Consider the following 19,450-nt stretch of genomic DNA (forward strand, 5'->3'; position numbering starts at 1 on the left):
ATGGACCTCTCTCATCCCCGCCTGTTGATCGGCCGCGATTGGGTGACTTCGCCCAAGTCGTACGACGTGGTTGACCCGTACACCGGAACGACGATCGCCAGCGTGCCGTTGGGCGACGCGGTGATGCTGGACCGGGCGATCGAGGTGGCGCACGCCGTCTTCGAGATCACGCGTCGCCAGCCGGCGTTCGAGCGGGCGGCGGTGCTGCATCGGGCGGCGGCGCTGATGGAGGATCGCAAGGCGCTGCTGACCGACACGATCGTCGCCGAGGCGGGCAAGCCGATCACCCTGGCGCATGCCGAGGTCAGCCGCGCGATCATGACGCTCACCGCCTCGGCCGAGGCGGCCCGGCAACCGAACGGGGAGGTGCTCGACATCGACGCCTTCTCCAGTGGCGCAGGGCATTTTGGTGTCGCCAGACGGTTTCCGATTGGCGTCGTCTACTGCATTACGCCATTTAACTTTCCGCTGAATCTGGTCTGTCACAAGCTGGGTCCGGTCATTGCGACGGGCAACACCGCGGTGCTGAAGCCGGCGCCGCGCACGCCGTTGTCGGCGCTGTTGCTGGCGGAAATTCTGCGGGATGCCGGCATGACGCCAGGGCAGGTGAACGTGGTCACCGTGCCGAACGAGCTTGCGAGCCGGCCATTGGCCGACGAGCGCGTGGCGATGGTCTCGTTCACCGGCAGTGTGAAGGTCGGCTGGTCGATTCGTGAGCAGGCGCCGCGCAAGAGGGTCGTGCTGGAACTGGGCGGCAACGCGCCGGCGATCGTCGAGCCCGACGCCGACCTGGAGACCGCCATCCCGATGCTGGCCACGGGTGGGTTCGGGTACGCGGGGCAGTCGTGCATCCACACGCAGCGCATCTATGTGCACGAGCAAATCTACGATGCGTTCCGCAGCCAGTACCTGGCGCAGGTGAAGGACAAGGTAAAGGCCGGCGACCCGCGCGACCCCACGACGCTCGTCGGCCCAATGATCGACCGCGGCAACGTCGACCGCGTGTCGAATTGGGTAAACGAGGCAATCGCCGGCGGCGCGACGTTGCTGTGCGGTGGCTCGGCCGAGGGTTCGACCTACGCGCCAACGGTGCTCGAAAACGTCCCCGCGTCCGCCAAGGTGTTGTGTGAGGAGATTTTCGGGCCCGTGGTGGTGCTGCAGCCGTATAAGACGTTTGACGAGGCAATCGAACTGGCCAACGGCACCCGCTACGGCATTCACGCCAGCCTGTTCACGCGCGATCTCAGCAAGGCACTGGCCGCGTACGATCGACTGGACTTCGGTGGCGTGCTGATCAACCAGGCCCCGACATTCCGCGTCGAAACGTTGCCCTACGGCGGCGTGAAGGACAGCGGCGTCGGCCGCGAGGGCGTGCGCTACGCGATGGAAGATATGACGGAGATCAAGGCGCTGGTGGTGAAGCGCTGATGGGTGAAGCGAACGCAAAGTCGCGAAGGTAGACACGAAGGGTACCGGGAGAGGGGACCGGACGAACGTGCGATGGAGTACGAATCGGATCGACATGACGGATAGCGCCAGCCCCATAGTTTCAACCTCGTCGTCACCGCCATCCGTCATGATCGACGTGCAGAACGTCACGAAGCGCTGGGGCAGCTTCACCGCGGTTGACGATGTGAACCTTCAGATCAAGGCTGGCGAGTTCATCACGCTGCTGGGGCCCAGCGGGTGTGGCAAGACGACGCTGCTGCGCATGATCAGCGGGTTCGAGGTGCCGACGGCGGGGCGGGTGATGCTGGACGGTCGGGACGTGACGAGCGTGCCGCCGTACAGGCGCGACGTGAACCAGGTCTTCCAGAGCTACGCGCTCTTCCCGCACCTGACCGTTCGCGACAACATCGCCTTCGGTTTGCGGATGAAGAAGGTCGCTCGCCGGGAGATCACCAGCCGCGTGGATGAGGTGGTGGCGATGGTCGCGCTGAACGGCATGGAGGACCGCCGACCGTCGCAACTGTCGGGCGGGCAACGGCAACGGGTCGCGCTGGCGCGGGCGATCGTCAACCGCCCCAAGGTGCTGCTGCTCGACGAACCGCTGAGCGCGCTGGACGCCAAGCTCCGCCATGCGATGCAGATCGAGCTGAAGCGGTTGCAACAGCGGCTGGGCATCACGTTCCTGTTCGTCACGCACGACCAGGAGGAAGCGCTGACGATGTCCGACCGCATCGCCGTCGTGAACAAGGGTCGCATCGAACAACTCGGCAAGGTCGACGACATCTACCACCGCCCGCAGACGGCGTTCGTGGCGCACTTCATCGGGCAGGCCAACGTGATCGACGTAACGGTGCGATCGATCGACAATGGCCGGGCCCGCATTCACCTCGGTGGCGACGTCGAACTGCTCGCCGACGCCGGCAACCTTGGAGCGGGCGCCACGCACGCCCGCGTCTCCATTCGTCCCGAAAAGTTCCACCTGACCAAGCACCCGCCGATTGGCGACAACGTCTTCCCCGCGACGGTGGTCGAAGAACTCTTCCGCGGCGCGATCGACGAGTTGCTGCTGCGCACCGCGTGGGGCCAGGAGCTGACCGCCGTCGTCGCCAACGAGGGCGGCATGACCGAATCGCTGCACGCCGGCGACGCGGTGTACGTGCAGTTGCACCCCGACGACATCGTGATCGTTCGGGATGAATGAGCGACTTCGCCCGATCGCACTCGCTAGTTGCCATGCTCTTCTGTAGGACAGGCATTCCTGCCTCTCTTCTGTGGCACAGGCATTCTTGCCTGTGTCTCTTCTGTCTTTGACTCTCTTATGGTGGGACGGACATCCTTGTCTGCCACGCGGCGGAGCCGCGATGGCGAAGAGGCAGAGACGCGAAGGCGCGAAGGACGCGAAGGCGGACGCGAAGAAAAGCTGAGCGCGTTGCGCTGAATCCACCTCAACTGCGCAGCGCGGGCGTAGAGATGGATAGCATGCTCTTTGACAACCGAATAGCCGACGAACTCGACAGCACCGTCGCGGTTACCCTCACTCGATGGTGCACAATGGTGCATAATGGTGCACGGATTCGCGTTTTCGCTTACCCAAACCGCCGCCGGTCCATCGGCCTGCAGAGTCTCCTTCGCGATTCCTTCGCGTCTTCGCGCCTTCGCGTCTCTGTTCGGCTGATGGAAGCGCAACGGTGGCGCGAAGCGAGACAGGCAAGACGGTCCGTCCTACCGAAAACGGAATACGGGGGGAGAGCGGGGGGAGAGACAGGCAGGAATGCCTGTCCTACAGAAGAGAGCGCGGGCAAGATATCGCGGGCGGTTCGGCTATCATCGGACGCACGTGTTCAACGGCAAACCCATCATCGGTGTCGCAGGGGGGATCGGCAGTGGCAAGAGCTTCGTCGCGCGGCTGTTCGGCGAGATGGGGTGCGTCGTCATCCACTCGGACGACCTCGTCCACCAGGCGTACGCGGACCCGCAAGTGCGGCAAACGGTGCGGCAATGGTGGGGCGAGGGTGTCATCCTGCCAGACGGAAAGGTCGACCGACGGGCGATCGGGCGGATCGTCTTTGCCGACCCCGCCCAACGGGAGCGGTTGGAAGGGCTGCTGCACCCGATCGTCGACCGCATTCGGCAGGCGCAAATGACGGCGGCGTCAGCTGGCACGTTGGCGTTTGTCTGGGATTCACCGCTGCTGTTCGAAACCGGGCTGAACAAGCGGTGCGACGCCGTCGTATTTGTGGAAGCTGACCCGGCGGTAAGGCTTGTGCGGGTAGCAGGGCGCGGTTGGGATGCGAACGAACTGGCCCGGCGGGAAAAAAATCAGTGGCCACTAGACAAGAAGCGTGCTTTAGCCGATTATGCCTTGGACAACACTGCCGACGCGGCCCAAACCCGCGATCACGTCAGTCGCCTGCTCTCCCGAATCCTATCGACTAACGCGAAGGAAACGGCCCGGTGAACCCCACCGAGGCGAGCGCAAGGAACTGAAATTGTCCCTTCCTCGGCAAAAGACGGGGCAACGCAGTGCGGTCGAACGTGTTGGGGTAGAACCTTCGAAGCGGTTTTGCTGTACTACTATTGGATTCGACCTTTTCCCCTTTGCATTAGCTGACTTCTGGCACGCGTCTCGCGTGTAGTGAAGTGCGTCTTTAGGCTGACCGCCGTCGTTTTCCCTTCTTCGATGAAGTGGATGAATCGACCGCGAGCAACTGAGGATGATGCAGGGACAGGACGAGGCGCGAGATCCGGGGAAGTCCGAGACTCATCGAAGTTCCGCCCGTTTCCCAGAACATATTCATGGGCCAACGATGGTGTTGGTCCAGCGCATCGGCGGTCGCTCCGCTGCCGGGTGCCGTGATATTCCGGAGCGCTTCCCAGGCGTCAATGACGTCGCCTGGTTCGATTCGATTTGTGCTTGTCTGAAGTTGATTCCACAGTCGAGCGGCCTACCGTTGCGTAGCCGCTGCCAAGCAAACGCAAATCCCAGTGAATTGAAACGTTTTTCATCCCCCCTTAGGAGGCCTAGCCACATGGCGAAGTCCACACCCCGTCCCCGACGGACTGCCGCGCAGTCCGAACCGGAAGTTCAAGACGCCCCACAGACCACCCCCGCCCCCGAGGCCACCGTCGCCGTCGCCGAGCCCCCCGTGGCCCGCGAAGAGCAGCGCCAGGAGCGCGCCCCTGCAGCACCCCGCAGCGAGCAGCAGCCCGCCCGCGCCGATCGCGGTGAGTCGCAGCAGCGCGAGGAACGCCCCCAGCAGCAGCGCGAAGAGCGCCCGCAGCAGCAGCCCCGCAACGACCGCGGCAATGACCGTGGCGGCGAGCGCAACGACCGTGGTGGCGACCGCGGTGACCGCGGGAACGACCGCGGTGGCCAGCAGGCGCGCAACAACAATAGCAACAACAACGACGGCGGCCCGACCGGCGCCACTGGTGAGGATGTTGGCTCGTTCGACGCCGAGACCAACGCCAAGTACGAGCAGGTGAAGGGCGGCAAGCTCTACATCAAGGACCTGCAGCAGATGGACACCATCGCGCTGCACGACATTGCTCGTCAAGAAGGCATTCAGGACTACGTCGGCCTGAAAAAGCAGGACCTGATCTTCCAGATCCTGCGCAGCCGCATCCGCCAGAACGGCCTGATGTACGGCGAAGGCGTGCTCGAGATTCTGCCCGACGGCTTCGGCTTCCTGCGCAGCCCCGAGTACAACTACCTGCCCTGCCCGGACGACATCTACATCAGCCCCAGCCAGATCCGCCGGTTCGGCCTGCGGAACGGGCACGTGGTGCAGGGTCAGATCCGTCCACCGAAGGAGAGCGAGCGCTACTTCGCGCTGCTGCGCGTCGAGGCGATCAACGGGGAAGACCCCGAGCGCATCACCGACACGAGCAACTTCGAAGATCTGACGCCGCTGCACCCGAACAAGCGCATCGTGCTCGAGTCCGACCCGAAGGATTTGAACATGCGCATCGTCGATCTGGTGACGCCGATCGGCAAGGGTCAGCGCATGCTGATCGTCGCGCCGCCGCGTACCGGTAAGACGGTGCTGCTGCAGAAGATCGCCAACAGCATCAGCGCCAACCACCCCGAGGTGGTGCTGATCATCCTGCTGATCGACGAGCGCCCGGAAGAAGTGACCGACATGGAGCGCAACACAAAGGGCGAGGTCGTCTCGTCCACGTTCGACGAGCCCTCCAGTCGTCACGTGCAGGTCGCCGAGATGGTGATCGAGAAGGCCAAGCGCTACGTGGAGTTCGGCAAGGACGTGGTGATTTTGCTCGACAGCATCACCCGCCTGGCCCGCGCCTACAACAGCGAGATCACCCACAGCGGTAAGATCCTGTCCGGTGGTCTGGATGCCAACGCGCTGCAGAAGCCCAAGAAGTTCTTCGGCGCCGCCCGCAGCATCGAGAACGGCGGCAGCCTGACGATCCTGGCGACGGCGCTGATCGACACGAACTCGAAGATGGACGAGGTGATCTTCGAGGAGTTCAAGGGCACCGGCAACGCCGAACTGCACCTGGACCGCCGGTTGGTCGACCGCCGCACGTACCCCGCGATCGATATCAACAGCTCCGGCACCCGCCGCGAGGAGCTGTTGCTGGACCGCAAGGAACTGGAGCTGGTCTACCGCCTGCGCCGCGTCCTGAGCGACATGAACCCGGTGGAAGCCGTGGAACTGCTGAAGGGTCGCCTGGAGAAGGTGCCGAGCAACGGACAGTTCTTGATGAGCATGAACCTGGATTAGGCGTCTGCTGTCCAATTCGATTTGACGAGAAGGGCTCGCCATGAAAATGGTGAGCCCTTTACTCATGGCGGATGACGACGGTGGCGTAGTTCGTCATCCTGAGGTACTCCGAAGGATCTCCCCCGTATGGGGTTCGGGGAAGAAGTGATCCTTCGGAGTATCTCAGGATGACGATGCTTCTTCAGGTCAAAAAAACTTCCCGCCCGACTTGCCCGATCGGGAAACCGGTATATATTGAATGCAACAGTTGTGGAGTGTTTCGGAACTCTGCGGCTGCACTTCTTTTCACGCGAGGGAAAATGGCACGTCTTGCAATTGCGTTAGCGGTCGGTGTCTCCATGTCCGCCGGGGCTGCCCACGGGGCGATCGTCAATTCGTGGGAGACCGGCGTCGAAGGATGGTCCGGGATCACAACGACCACCGGTACGGGTGTCACTCACGGGTCGTCTGCGGCCCTGCGCGATATGCCTGCTGGCTGGAGCAACACCATGCAGAGCGGCTACTCGAACGATATTCGGGTTGCGCTGACCGGTGAGAACCTGCTGAAGGTTGACGTGACGCCGGAGTTCGCGGCGCCTAGCTGGGCAACCTTCAGGATCACGGCGCAGGTGATCGCCAACGGTGGCGTCGATCAGCAACTCGGCGCGCAGTCGGTGATTGGCGGCGCGACTCAGACGCTGACGTGGGACTACAGTTCGATCAGCAGCGCGATCGACGCCGCCACCAGTTGGGGTCACGTTCGCTTCATCACCGAAGTGTACGGCGGCGTCGACGTTGGCAACGTCACCTTCGACAACCTGCGCACCGGTGAGGACGTGATGGTCCCCGAGCCCGGCGCGCTGGCGGCGGTCGCGCTCGGGGCGCTCAGCCTGACGCGTCGTCGTCGGCCAATCGCATAAGGAGTTACTTCCGATCGGGGTAGGTTTAGATCAGCGGCCCGCGCGTCACCACGACGCGTGGGCCGCGGTCGTTGTGGAGGGCATACCGTATCCGCTTCGGCGGGAGTGCGGACAGGCCGTGTGGTCAGACGGACAGAGCTGCCATCCCACGCCGCGGCGGGCATTCGGACGGTTCAAAGTAACGGTCGAGCAACGGCGTCGCGGTCTGTTTCGCGATGCGCGCGGCTTCCTTTCCACCACTGATATGCCGGTAAACGATCGCGCCGTTCAGCAGCAGCAATAACTGCTCGGCCAACACGCGCGGATGGCTGGCGCCAGCGAGGGTGGCCAGGTACTGCAGGTTCTCCATCACCGACTGCTCGTGATCGTTGGCGGCGATGTGGACCGGGTCGTGGTGGCTGGGGAACTCGGCGGCGGCGGTCAGGAAGATGCAGCCGCGGAACTCGGGCTCGTTGAACCACACCTCCAGCACGTCGAATAACGCGTACAACTGCGCTTTGGGGTCGGGCCCGGCCACCTGCTTGAACAGCTGCGCGAACTTCTTCGATTCCGCCTCGTGCCGCGCCGCCAGCACGGCCAGGATCAACTCGTCCTTGCTCGCGAAGTGGTTGTAAAACGTCTGCTTGCTCACGCCCGCGTCGGCGATGATGCGGTCCAGCCCGATCATGTGGAACCCGTGCCGGCCAAACAGCTCGTACGCGGCCTCGATCAACGTCTGTTTCGTGCTGCGTGCCATCGGATAACCCCTGTCGGTAAATGCGTGCGGTCGAAGGCGTGGCGACTGTTGCCAGGGGCGCCTGGTCAGACGCTGGGCAACCGCGAGCATCTTAAAACTATACCACAAGTCAAGCAAACTTAGACGAAGAGTAAAGTATCCCCTGCCCGTGGCGCATGTATGTTTCCTCGTCCAAGGGAAGCGAAGTGTTTCCCAATCGAAGCGAGGATCTGTTCCAACGGAGAACTTACGATGTGTACCGCATGTGCCCCCGCGATTGATACGACCGCAGTTGACGCCTTCGCCGAGAAGCTGATCGGCATGGTCAACGGCGCCGCCCTGATGCTGATGACCAGCATCGGCCACCGCACCGGGCTATTTGACACCATGGGCGACGGTGTCGCCCGCACCAGCACCGAACTGGCTGAGAAGGCCGGCCTCAGCGAGCGCTACGTTCGCGAATGGCTGGGCGCGATGACGACCGGCGGCATTGTCGAATTGAATACTGCTACCCGCCAATACACGCTGCCCGCAGCCCACGCCGCGCTGCTCACCCGCGCCGCCCGGCCGAACAACTTTGGCGTCACCGCCCAGTGGGTCGGCGTGCTGGCAAGCGTGGAAGATGAGGTCGTCGACGCCTTCTCGCACGGTCGCGGGGTGCCGTACTCGGCGTACAACCGCTTTCACGAGGTGATGGCCGACGAAAGCGACCAGACGGTCGTGGCGGCCCTGTCGCAGCACATCCTGCCGTTGGTGCCGGGGCTGCCTGCCAGACTCGAACAGGGCATCGACGTGTTCGACGTGGCCTGCGGCAGTGGTAGGGCGCTGTGCGAGATGGCTGAGGCGTACCCGAACAGCCGGTTCGTCGGGTACGACACCTCGCCCGAGGCCATCGCCGCCGCCAAGCGCGAGGCGGACCGCCTGAAGCTGACCAACGTCACCTTCGAGGCGCGCAGCGTCAGCGATTCGCTCGGCGAACGCCGGTTCGACCTCGTAACCGCGTTCGACGCCATCCACGACCAGGCGAAGCCCGAGACCGTGCTGGCGAACATCAAGAAGAGCCTCAAGCCCGGTGGGGCGCTGCTGATGCAGGACATCCTCGGCTCCAGCCATGTGGAACAGGACATTGCCCACCCGATCGGGCCGTACCTCTACACGGTCTCCTGCATGCACTGCATGAGCGTATCCCTCGCCAACGGCGGCCCCGGCCTGGGCGCCATGTGGGGCAAGGACGTCGCGCTGCGCATGCTCGGCGAAGCCGGCTTTGGCGACGTGCAGGTGCATACGCTGTCGCACGACATTAGTAATTACTATTACATCGCCGAAGCGGGGAAGTAGGCGGAAGCGAGAGGGTAAAAACTAGGAAAGGCTATGGCGCCCACAGTTGTCATCCCGAGCGGAGCCTAAAGGCTATCGGACAAACCCCTCGCGCTGATCAGGGACGTGTCATCCCGATGGGAGGCTTGCCGACCTGACCCATCTCCCAAGGCCGAGAACCGTCCGTGATTCGAGATCCCTCAGGTCGCCAAGGCTCCCATCGGGATGACAAGTGCGCGTGAGGCGACAAGGTGTTGTCCGCTCGCCTTAGTGAGGCGGGAGGGATCTCGACGCTACGATCGCCTCTTGGCCATTCGAGATCCCTCAGGTCGCTACCGCTCCCATCGGGATGACATTCTGCGCGCCTGCGACTGCGGCAGACGATGGATGCACGACACGGGAGCATCGTCGGAGTCGCCCTCGCCCAGCCTCTCCTATGCGTACACGGGCGAGGCGAGGGGCCCGGCGCACAGCGGCCGCGGTCGCTACCGGCCAGTTGCAGTCGGCCGATTCAGTTGCCATACTATTGCCACGAGACCGCCGCCTGGCGCAGTCGGCCGGTGGATCGTTGGTGTATCGAGTAACAGCCACGGCTAGCGGACCCGCATCTTGTTGACCACGACGACGAAAACGACGACGGCAAAGTGAACCCACCCGGTTCGCTCGCGGTCGTGTTTTGGTTCGTGAAGGTCAATAAGGTATCAGGTCGGCATCCGTGGCTGAACGTTTTTAGTGGAGCAGCGTAAATGTCCGTGAACCTTGCTGTCGTCGGCGTGACCGGTGCGGTCGGTCAGGAATTCCTGAACGTGCTGGCCGAGCGCAACTTCCCCATCAAGAACCTCAAGCTGCTCGCCAGCGCGCGCAGCGCCGGCAAGACGGTGGAGTTCAAAGGGACGACGTTCAAGGTCGAGGAACTGACCAAGGACAGCTTCAAGGACGTGCAGATCGCGCTCTTCAGCGCCGGTGGCAGCATCAGCAAGGAATTTGCCCCGGCGGCGGTGGCGGCCAAGGCGGTGGTGGTCGACAACAGCAGTTGCTTCCGCATGAAGGACGGCGTGCCGCTCGTGGTGCCGGAAGTGAATCCGGAAGCCATCAGCAAGCACGTCGGCCTGATCGCCAATCCCAACTGCAGCACGATCATCATGAACGTGCCGGTCTGGCCGCTGCACAAGGTGAACCGCGTGAAGCGCATGGTCGTCAGCACCTATCAAGCCGTCAGCGGGGCGGGCGCGTGGGGGCTGTACGAACTGGAAAAACAACAGCGCGACTATGCCAACGGCGAGCCGATCCAGAAGGAAAAGTTCCCGCATCAGATCGTCAACAACCTCTTCAGCCACAACACCACCATTGGTGACAACGGCTACAACGAAGAGGAGATGAAGATGGTCAAAGAGACGCGAAAAATCTTCGGCGACGGCCGGGTGATGATCAGCGCCACCTGTATTCGCGTGCCGGTGCCTCGCGCCCACTGTGAGGCGATCAATCTCGAATTCGAGCGGCCGATCACGCCCGAACAGGTGCGGCAGATTTTGAGCAAGGCCCCGGGCGTGCGCATCGTCGACAACGTGGCCGACAACCACTTCCCGATGCCGCTGGAGGCCAGCGGGCAGGACGACGTGCTGGTCGGCCGGATCCGCCAGGACATCAGCCGCGACGACGGCCGGGGGATTGATCTGTTCGTCGCCGGTGACCAGATCCGCAAGGGCGCTGCGACGAACGCGGTGCAGATCGCCGAGAAGCTGCTGTAGGGGATTGTGGGGAAACCTTCGGCGGATTGGCAGCGTGGTCTACTCGAAAGGCGTCGCGCCAAGAGGCCAAGTGCGCCAAGAAGTGAAGCGAGGCTAAAGCGCTTCCTCTAATTTGCCTTGGCGCTCTTGGCGAACTTGGAATCCCTGGCGCGATATCATCAAGATTCGAAAGCCGAAACACCCGCTAAACCGTCCCGTGTCTTCCCACCCTATTGTAAGACACGGGGCGGCTTTCGCCCTCGCGATCGCATTCACTCTCGCTTGCCACCGATGAACTTGGCCAGCAGCTCATTTCGCGTGTTCACCTGAAACGTGCGGTAGAGCGACTTCACGTACACGTGCACCGTGTGCGGCGACAGTCCCAGCGCGGCGGCGGCTTCCTTTTCACTGTCGCCGGCGAGCAGGCGGTCAAGGGTCTGGCGCTGACGCTCGGTCAGGCCGTCGATCTCCGGATGGGATGCGCTGGCGCCGCCATTGGGGTGGTAGAGCCAGTCCATCTCGCTGTGGATGACGTGCAGCAGCTCGCGATCGCGCCGCGAGAAGGCTGGCCCGCCACCGACGCGCCGGTAGAGGAAGATCTACGCCGACGTGTTCGTGCGCGGCAGCGGGTACATCGAGACGATGCACTCGTCGATCTTCATCGCTTGCCGGCGATGCCGGACCAGCGGGATCGCCGCCCACGCCGCCGCGTTGAAGAAGTCGCTCCGGCGGCAGGTCGCCAGGGCGTACCCGTTGCGCGCGGTGTGGTCGACGATGCGCTCGTACATCGGATCGGCACGGCAGTTGGCCTTGAAGTGCTGCGCCGCGGCCCGTTCATCGTCGGCGTGCGGCCAGCCGACCGTCACGACGCTGGTCTGGCCGTCGATGGGCTTCCCATCCCCCGCGGGCGAGGTGAGGTTCAGTCCGACGTGGGCGTTCAGCAGCTTGCAGAGCCCCTCGATCAGGTGCCGTCGACGGCGGTGCGGCGCGGTGGGCATCGAGTGCAGCTCGTTCGCCAGGCGCAACGCGCCGCGAATGTCGGTGGAGGTGAGCAACTGCAACGACGATCCCATAAAAACACCCCGCGGGCCTCTCTCGTACGTCCCTCTTCATCGGCCGGACGCACACCGCCCCTGACCGTTACAGCACGCGGAGTTATGCGCATTTTGGAAAAGATCGAAATTCACCTATTCAGGTTATCTGGGAAACTTGGGCTGAATTTGCCGGCTTTGTCGTGAGAATTCGGAGGGAAAGAACTTCGATGGCCCCCGTTGCGGTACGATTTCTCATCGATGGGGATCAACTGCGCTTAGTGACGCCGCGGGGCGCGGTGTCGCTGCGCTTCACCCAGCGCGCCAGCAGTTCGCCCCGGCTGGCGACGTTGAATCGCTTGTACAGCGCCTTCACGTACACGTGAACCGTGTGCGGGCTGATGTTCAGATGGCGGGCGACCTGCTTTTCGCTGTCCCCCTCGAGCAAACCGGCCAGCGTCTGGCGCAGGCGCGGCGGCAGGTCGGCGATGTCGTCGGGCGGTTGGGCGAAAGTCGCCGGCGGTGGGGTGCTTGCCTCCGGAGACGCAACGATCAGCCGGCAGAAGTCGGCGAGCATGCGGCGTTTCACGTCCAGCGGGTCGCCGGGCGCGTCCGGTGACGACGCCGCCGTCACGGCCCGCCGCGCCCGCACGCGGATCGCCACGTCACCGAGACCGGCCGTCTTCCGCGTTTGCTTTCGACTGGCCATCGCGCGTTCCCCTTACTCAAACAGGGTAATTGCATTCGCAGCGATGCGCGCCCCGTCGGTTCCGGATGATATCGGTTGAACCGCCGGCGGGGAACCGCCGCAGATCGGTATGTGACGGATTGTGCCCGCGCCTTCAACCGACGGGCGATCGCCGTTAGCATCACCCGCCCACATGACCGCACTGCCCCTGGAAGCTCGTCTGACCGATCGCCTGCTGCTCTGGGTCGACCGCTATCGCCACTTCATCTTCGGGGCGATCGCGTTGCTCTACCTGGCCGGCTACAACGCGCAATGGCGGGTGAACTCCGACAGCGCGCTGTACGCCGCCATCGCGCGCAACCTGGCGAGCGGGCAGGGGTACAGCTACCTGGGCCAGCCAGATCGCATCGTCGAACCGGGGCTGCCGTGGACCATCGCGCTGGGCTTTCGCCTGTTCGGCCAAGACAACTTCGTCCTGCCCACGCTCGTGCTGCTGCTGGCGGCGCTCGGGTCGCTGGCGCTCGTCTACCGCCTGTTCAAGCTGCACGTCGACCGCCCGACCGCGGTCATGATGGTCCTGCTGGCGGCGGTGGCGGAACGCGTCTACCGCTACAGCTTCGAGATGTTCACCGACATGCCGTTCTTCCTCGGCGTGATGCTCACGCTCGTCGGCTACGAACAAATCGTACGCGACCGCGGCGACGATGACGGCGACGTCGATCACAACTCGGGCCACGCCGCAGTGGGCTATCGCAGCCCGATCGCGTGGATCACCATTGGCCTCGGCTTGCTGATCATGAACGTGTTCCGCGCCACGTCGCTGACATTCATGGGCGCGCTGGCCTTGGCGATCGCGTGGCAGGTGTTGCGCGGACCGAAGCGGTATCGTCACCTGGCCATCGCCGGGCTGGCGGTGGCGATCGTGCTGGCGCTGCGGCTGATCGACCCGCGGCGGCAGCACGTCGATCAACCGCTGGCACGCGAGGCGCTGCTGGGCAGTTTGCTAACCGACCGGTTGTCGTGGGCGCTGAGCCGTACGTTCTTCGACTTCCTGCCGATGCTGACCGGCGAGACCGCGATCGAGGCCATCCTGACCTTCCGCATTGCGCCGGGCATCAACCACCTGTTCTGCCTGGGACTGGCCGCGATCGGCCTGTGGCTGTTCCGCCGGCGCGTGCTGTGGGGGTTGTGGGTGATGGCGACGCTGGCGCAGATGCTGGCGTGGCTGCCGCGCGAGCGCTACTTCCTGCCCATCCTGCCGCTGCTGCTGTTCGGTTTGTGGTCGGCCATCGTGTGGGTCAACCGCCGGCTGGACGCGCGCCGGGGCAACCTCGTGGCCGCGGTGGCGCTGGTGCTGCTGACCGTGCCGAACCTGATTCAGGTCGTCCGCTACATCGCCGTGCAACGCCGCACGCCGTTCTATGCGCATCATAACGATGGTGAGACCCAGCGCACGATCGACTTCGCGAGGCAGATGGGTTCCGCCACCCGTCCCGACGATCTGCTGGTGGCCGACAACGACCGCGTGCTGGCCTACTTCAGCGGGCGCACGGTGATCGCCTCGCCGTTCGCGCGGCGCATTCCACCGAGCGAGCGCGAACTGCAGGCCTACCGCGACCGACTGGCCGCCGCGCCACGGTTGCTGGTGCTGCTGCCGGGGGACAACGCCGAGGAAGCGGTCGAGGCGCTGGCCCTGCAGCCGCGCGAGGTAATCTTCGAGGGTGACGGACTTTCGTTATGGCAGACGATCGTGCCGATCGTGCTGCCAACGACCAAAATGACGGATTGAAGTTGATTCTGTGGAAGCGTCCACGCTCGCACCGATTGTCATCCCAATGAGAGCCTAAAGCCCAGTGAACAAAACCCCATGTCATCCCGAAGGGAGCGGTAGCGACCTGAGGGATCTCGACTGGCTGACGGTGCGGGCCGTGGGAGATCCCTCGGGTCGCTCTCGGGATGACATCGAATCGCTAGCCCGCCACCTGCGCCACGTGCGGCGACCTGCGCAGCGCCGGACGGATCATGCGGACCATGCCGACCTGGGCGATGAGGATGACGACCATGCTCCAGACCAGCCGATCGAGGATGGACGCCGCCAGCGCGACGTCGGGTGTCGTGTTCAGCAGCGGGGCCGAGTAGCTGATGGCCGCCTCGCGGAAGCCTAGGCCGGCGGGCGTGACGCTGACGAAGAACGCCAGATCGCCCAGCAGCGACGCCAGCAGCGCCGCCGGGTACGACACGGGCTGGCCGACGGCGTAGAACGACATCTGCACGCGCCACGCGCGCAGCAGCAGCATCGGCACGTTCCACGCCGCCGCGATGAGCACGGTACGCGGCTTGCCCATCTTGGCCCACCCTTCGCCTACGCGCTGCAGCACGCGCGCGATTCGCCCGCTCGGCTCTCGGCCGGTGGGCACGCGGATGAAGACCGTGCCGATCCCCACGATAAACACGGCCACGAAGCTCAACGTGATCGGCCACGGGGCCCGCGCGCCGTAGCTTAGCGCCAGCACGACCTCGCAGGCCAACCCGACCAGGCCGATCGTCACCAGTTGAAGCATGGTGGCGATCAGGCTCTGCGCGCCGAAGTCGGTGAATGGCACGCCGTGCGTCGCCTTCAGGTAGACCGCGGGCATGCCGATGCCCACGCGCGGCACCAGCAAATTCGCGTACGACGTGAGGATGACCAGCATCCACGCTTCGGCGAAGCCCACCGCGTACCCCAGCGCGCGCATGCAGACGCGCAACACCTGCCCGTTCAGCGCGCGCGTCGCCAGGTAACAGGCGATCATCGCCACGATTAGCCCCGGCGGCGCGTCGCGCAACCGATGCAGCTCGCCGTAGTACCGCCGGCCGAGGTAGGCGAGCGGCACGAGCACGATGATCGCGATGAGCAGTTTGAACAGGCGGGCGCGGGTGAGCAGGGGAGACCTCGCAAAGGAGAATGATCAAGCCCCAATGACCAACAAATAACCAATGATCAGATCCCAATCAGAGCGCGGTACGCTCTGGCTCCCTCTCCCGGTACGCCGGGGGAGGGTTAGGGTGGGGGTGATTCGTGGAATGACCAATGACCAAACCCGAATGACCAATCAAACTCCAAAGACCAGGATCCAATGGAAGCACATTTTCTTCCATGGTCATTGTGGCTTGGACATTCATTGGTCCCTTCCCACCTACGCTTTCACTTCCGCCAACACCACCGTCCACGGCGTGGGCGTGTGGCATTGCCGCACCGTCGCATGTTGCCCGACGAACTGCTGGAACTTGGCGCTCGACCAATGGTTCAAATGCCCCGGCGTGTTGCCGAGATCGGCAATGTACTTCAGGCGGGCCATGTTCAGCACGCGCCACATCGGCTCGCGCGGCACCGACGCAATTACCCACTTCCGCGACACCCGGCAGACCTCCGCCAGCGCGCGGGCGGGGTGGTCGAGATGCTCGAGGACTTCCAAGACGAAGACAAGGTCGTACGCGTTGTCCGGCCGGGCCAGGTCGTAGATGGACTCGCGGGCAATCGGGATGTGCGGGTTGCGCTCGCGGGCCTCGCGCACGAGGCGCTCTTCGATGTCGCTGGCCTCGAAGCGCGCCCCGGCCGGCAGCATCGCCTGCAGGCGGGCGGTGCTGAAGCCTTCGCCACAGCCGACCTCAATTGCGTTGCGCACGTCCAGCCCGCGGGTGGCCTGCGTGATCGCGCCGAAGAAGCCGTCGAGCAACCGGCGCGAGATGAAGTTCGTCTGCGTGTACTTCGAGCGAAAGTCGAAGCTCGTGTCGGCGACTTCCGCGGCGGCGTTTTGTGGATCGGTGGAAGGCGGCGGGTTCATCGCGCCTCCGGCTTCACCACTTGCCAGAACGTCAGGATGCGGGCCGGACCGGGCCAGACTTTTTCAATGCCGTGCAGCGTCCACGCCATCCAGCGGGGCAACAGGCGATAGGCGCGGGTCGGGATCACGTAAGCCGTGCGCCGTTGGCGCACTTCCAAGCCCAGTCCTTCAATGCCGCGGGACAACTCGGCGGGGTTGGCGAAATGCAGGCGCGTCGCGCCGTCCTTCTGCCGACCTGGGCTCGCCAGCGATGCCGCCCGGCGCAGCGAGAGCGGGTTGAGCGTGTCGAACACGATGCGCCCGCCCGGCCGCAACAACGGCGCGATACCGCGGATGATTGTCAGCGGGTCGGCATAGTGGAACATCAACCGTGAGATCAGCACCACGTCGAACGATTCATCCGGGAACGGCGGGTTGAAGATGTCGGCCCGCAGGACGCGGCCCGGGGCCTTGCGCACGGCCTCGTCCAGCATCGTCGGGCTGTAGTCGGCCGAGACGACGTCGAAGTCCAGTTCCTTTTGCAACTCGGTGAACCGCCCGGACCCGCACGGGATGTCGAGCGACCGCCCCGGCCCCTTGCCCAGCAGCGAGCGCACGATCTCCTCGTCGCGCTGCAGGGCATACCAGCCCATCTCCTGGATGTACGTGTTGATCTTGCCACGCGTCGCCCAGGCGTGGCGCTTTCGCTGGGCAGCTTCGTCGTCATCGGTGGCGGCGGGGGCATTGGCGCCTGAATCGGTCGTCACTGCGCGGCTCCTTCCGTGGCAGTAGAGGCGGGTGGCCTGACGCCCGGCGCCAGCATCGCCAGCACGCGGTCGCAGAAGACGTTGACCGCCAGTTCGCGCTCGAAAATGTCGCGGCAGACGCGGCCGCTCTCGTGGCGTTTCGACCCATCTGCCAGCATCTGCCGGATCGCCACCGCCAACGCCGGCGCGTCGCCCGGTGGGGCGAGCAGGCCGGTGATGTTCGGGCGAATCAATTCGCCCATGCCGCCGACGTCGGTCGTCACCACCGGCGTGCTGGCGGCGAAGCTCTCGAGCATCACCTGGGGCAAATGATAAATACTCGGGCTGACGTACGGAAGCACCGTCACGTCGCACGCGGCCAAGAAGACCAGCGGGTCAACCACGCCCAACTCGCGCGCCCGGCCACTGGCGATCAGCGCCTTGCGCTTCGCATCATGGTCAGCCGACAGTTTGCCCTTGCCGCTGTAGGCCAAACCGAGCACCGCGCCGGTATCAGCCAGATGATCGGCGGCATCCACCAGCACGCCCACGCCCTTGGCGGGGCTATAGTGCCCCAAGTAACCGTAGACGGGCTTATCGTCCCACCCCAGTTCACGGCGGGCCTCCTCGCGGGTGGGCACTGCCCGACTGGAGGTGAACCCCGCGCCCGGCAGCACGGTAATGTTCGACGCCCCCAGCGAGCGAATCTGCTTGGCCTGATACTCCGTGGCCGCGGCGAACCGCCGGTCGCGCCACGACTGCGGACGCGCCAGCAGCCGGCTCTTGCCGATGCCGTGCTTAATCGCCTGCCTGGTCAGCCCCGCACGCCGCAGATCCGCGGGCGTCGCCAGTGGCGTTAGAAAATACGTGAGCGTCGCCGCCGGTTTCGCAGACCAGCGGGCGGTGAAGCCCATCACCGGGTTGCTCTCGACCAGCAGCACCGCGTCGGCATCCTTTGATGCGGCCTTCAACGCCTTGCGATAGTTGAAGATGCCCTTCAGCCCGCTGTCGTAGAACAGGCTGACCACCGGCGAACCGACGAGCGGCTTGCCCGTGGGTGTCAGCACGTGAACGTCCCATCCGCGGCGCAGCATCTCGGCAGCGATGCCACGGATGAACGTCCCCACGCCCTCCAGCGTCACCGTGCGCGGGAAGAATGCAGCCACGAGCATGCGCGGCCGACCACCGGCGGTGGGGCGGGGTTCAACATCGGCTTGGCTCACAGCGCGGGCTCCTTGGCGACAACGGCGACAGAAGAGGCGAGGGCGGGCGCCGCCATTTGAGGCGACGTCAGCACCGCGGGATCGGTCGGCCCGTCCGACAGCGCCGGCATCGCCGACTGCACCGGCGGCTTGCTGCCAGCGCTGCCGGCCCGCAGCTGGTACAGCATCTCTTCGAGATAAATGCGGTGCCGGTCGAGCATGTCGCCGATCAGCCCCATGTAAAACATCATCAGCCCCAGCACCGCCAGCCCCGCACCCGTAAAGCCCGCCCACTTGTGCGGCGAGAACGCGCCCGTCGCCAAGTAGTGCCCGAAGAAGAAAATCTCCAGCACGATCGCCGGGATGATGAGCGCCGCAGCGATCTTCCCGAAGAACTTTAAGGGCCGATAGTCGCGATAGCACCGGAAGATAATGCCGCTGGTCTTCGTCGCGTACTGCCACAGGTTGCTCGCCACGCGGCTCTTGCCGAACTCGCGCTCGCCGCGCACCGGGATGGGCACCTCGGCGATCTTCAGCCCCTTAAACGCTAGGTTCAGGAAGACTTCCTGCGTGTACGTGAACTTGCCCAGCAAGTTCAAGCTCAGCATTGCCCGCCGGCTGTAGCATCGCATGCCGCATGACACGTCGTAATACGTGCCATCGGTCAGCCGCGACACCAGCCGGCTCATCATGCGGTTGCCCCAGAGCTTGATGCCCGGCATCACCGGGACGAGGGCCGGGTCCTTAAACCGCGACGCCGTCGCGAACTCCGCCTGCCCACTGACGACCGGCGCGATGAGCGTCGGAATGTCCGCCGGATTAAACTGTCCGTCGGAATCAATCGTCACCAGTAGATCCGCCCCCTGGCTAATCGCCCACGCCAGCGACGTATGAAACGCCGCCCCCACCCCGCGCGGCGTCGCATGGCTGACCACCGTCGCCCCCGCCGCCACCGACAGCGCCGCCGTCGAATCGGTGCTGCCATCGTTCACGACCAGCACGCGAATCTCCCCGACGCCCGGAATGCTGCGCGGAATCCCCCCGATCACCGTGGCGATCGTCTTCTCTTCGTTCAGGGCGGGCATGGAGACGACTAATTTCATCATGTTCGCATCGCTTCGCTTA

17 protein-coding genes are annotated in these 19,450 nt (G+C 64.5%); 8 read left to right on the forward strand and 9 right to left on the reverse strand.

All coding sequences use genetic code 11. The features are described from left to right. From VGN72_22630 to VGN72_22650, 5 genes are all read left to right on the forward strand, one after another. Positions 1-1,428 carry an aldehyde dehydrogenase family protein gene (locus VGN72_22630; GenBank protein ID HEV7302151.1) on the forward strand — a complete coding sequence of 476 codons (1,428 nt, stop codon included), beginning with the start codon at positions 1-3 and terminating at the stop codon, positions 1,426-1,428. A gap of 148 nt (positions 1,429-1,576) precedes the next feature. Further along, positions 1,577-2,650 (forward strand): ABC transporter ATP-binding protein, encoded by a 1,074-nt coding sequence (locus VGN72_22635; protein ID HEV7302152.1) that lies wholly within the window; start codon positions 1,577-1,579, stop codon positions 2,648-2,650. A 636-nt stretch (positions 2,651-3,286) separates the two neighbouring features. After that, positions 3,287-3,907, forward strand: a complete 621-nt coding sequence (coaE, locus tag VGN72_22640) for a dephospho-CoA kinase (protein ID HEV7302153.1) — start codon at positions 3,287-3,289, stop codon at positions 3,905-3,907. Between the two features lie 571 nt (positions 3,908-4,478). Next, positions 4,479-6,197, forward strand: coding sequence for a transcription termination factor Rho (rho, locus tag VGN72_22645; GenBank protein HEV7302154.1), 1,719 nt, complete (start codon positions 4,479-4,481; stop codon positions 6,195-6,197). A 299-nt stretch (positions 6,198-6,496) separates the two neighbouring features. Continuing rightward, positions 6,497-7,096 carry a PEP-CTERM sorting domain-containing protein gene (locus VGN72_22650; GenBank protein HEV7302155.1) on the forward strand — a complete coding sequence of 200 codons (600 nt, stop codon included), beginning with the start codon at positions 6,497-6,499 and terminating at the stop codon, positions 7,094-7,096. 124 nt (positions 7,097-7,220) lie between these two features. Here the strand turns inward: VGN72_22650 and VGN72_22655 are convergent, their stop codons facing one another. Continuing rightward, the gene (locus VGN72_22655; GenBank protein HEV7302156.1) at positions 7,221-7,832 is read right to left on the reverse strand and encodes a TetR/AcrR family transcriptional regulator; all 612 of its coding nucleotides are present in this window, start codon (positions 7,830-7,832) and stop codon (positions 7,221-7,223) included. A 231-nt stretch (positions 7,833-8,063) separates the two neighbouring features. Here VGN72_22655 and VGN72_22660 point away from each other — a divergent pair, with 231 nt between their 5' ends. Together VGN72_22660 and VGN72_22665 are read left to right on the forward strand one after the other, a co-directional pair. Beyond that, positions 8,064-9,149, forward strand: coding sequence for a class I SAM-dependent methyltransferase (locus tag VGN72_22660; GenBank protein ID HEV7302157.1), 1,086 nt, complete (start codon positions 8,064-8,066; stop codon positions 9,147-9,149). 725 nt (positions 9,150-9,874) lie between these two features. Continuing rightward, a complete protein-coding gene (locus VGN72_22665; protein HEV7302158.1) occupies positions 9,875-10,876 on the forward strand; it encodes an aspartate-semialdehyde dehydrogenase in 1,002 nt (333 codons plus the stop codon). Positions 10,877-11,127: 251 nt separating this feature from the next. On the opposite strand, the gene VGN72_22670 is transcribed toward VGN72_22665, so the two are convergent. From VGN72_22670 to VGN72_22680, 3 genes are all read right to left on the reverse strand, one after another. Beyond that, on the reverse strand, positions 11,128-11,373 hold the full coding sequence (locus tag VGN72_22670) for a helix-turn-helix transcriptional regulator (GenBank protein ID HEV7302159.1): 246 nt from the start codon (positions 11,371-11,373) through the stop codon (positions 11,128-11,130). Between the two features lie 81 nt (positions 11,374-11,454). Beyond that, complete coding sequence (locus VGN72_22675; protein ID HEV7302160.1) at positions 11,455-11,928, reverse strand: hypothetical protein; 474 nt, start codon at positions 11,926-11,928, stop codon at positions 11,455-11,457. 226 nt (positions 11,929-12,154) lie between these two features. Then, entirely contained in the window at positions 12,155-12,595 is a 441-nt protein-coding gene (locus VGN72_22680) for a LuxR C-terminal-related transcriptional regulator (GenBank protein HEV7302161.1), read from the reverse strand. A gap of 172 nt (positions 12,596-12,767) precedes the next feature. Here VGN72_22680 and VGN72_22685 point away from each other — a divergent pair, with 172 nt between their 5' ends. After that, a complete protein-coding gene (locus tag VGN72_22685) occupies positions 12,768-14,363 on the forward strand; it encodes a glycosyltransferase family 39 protein (protein HEV7302162.1) in 1,596 nt (531 codons plus the stop codon). A gap of 181 nt (positions 14,364-14,544) precedes the next feature. Here VGN72_22685 and VGN72_22690 read toward each other — a convergent pair whose 3' ends face one another. From VGN72_22690 to VGN72_22710, 5 genes are all read right to left on the reverse strand, one after another. Continuing rightward, positions 14,545-15,498, reverse strand: a complete 954-nt coding sequence (locus VGN72_22690) for a lysylphosphatidylglycerol synthase transmembrane domain-containing protein (protein ID HEV7302163.1) — start codon at positions 15,496-15,498, stop codon at positions 14,545-14,547. A 252-nt stretch (positions 15,499-15,750) separates the two neighbouring features. Next, positions 15,751-16,398 carry a class I SAM-dependent methyltransferase gene (locus tag VGN72_22695; protein HEV7302164.1) on the reverse strand — a complete coding sequence of 216 codons (648 nt, stop codon included), beginning with the start codon at positions 16,396-16,398 and terminating at the stop codon, positions 15,751-15,753. Continuing rightward, positions 16,395-17,144, reverse strand: coding sequence for a methyltransferase domain-containing protein (locus tag VGN72_22700; GenBank protein HEV7302165.1), 750 nt, complete (start codon positions 17,142-17,144; stop codon positions 16,395-16,397). Before VGN72_22700 ends, VGN72_22695 begins: the two co-directional genes overlap by 4 nt. Then, the gene (locus VGN72_22705) at positions 17,141-18,346 is read right to left on the reverse strand and encodes a glycosyltransferase (protein ID HEV7302166.1); all 1,206 of its coding nucleotides are present in this window, start codon (positions 18,344-18,346) and stop codon (positions 17,141-17,143) included. Before VGN72_22705 ends, VGN72_22700 begins: the two co-directional genes overlap by 4 nt. Beyond that, positions 18,343-19,431 (reverse strand): glycosyltransferase family 2 protein, encoded by a 1,089-nt coding sequence (locus tag VGN72_22710; protein HEV7302167.1) that lies wholly within the window; start codon positions 19,429-19,431, stop codon positions 18,343-18,345. The genes VGN72_22705 and VGN72_22710 overlap by 4 nt, the downstream gene beginning before the upstream one ends. Between the last annotated feature and the right edge of the window lie 19 nt (positions 19,432-19,450).

This window comes from Tepidisphaeraceae bacterium (assembly GCA_035998445.1).
Taxonomy (GTDB): Bacteria; Planctomycetota; Phycisphaerae; order Tepidisphaerales; family Tepidisphaeraceae; genus DASYHQ01.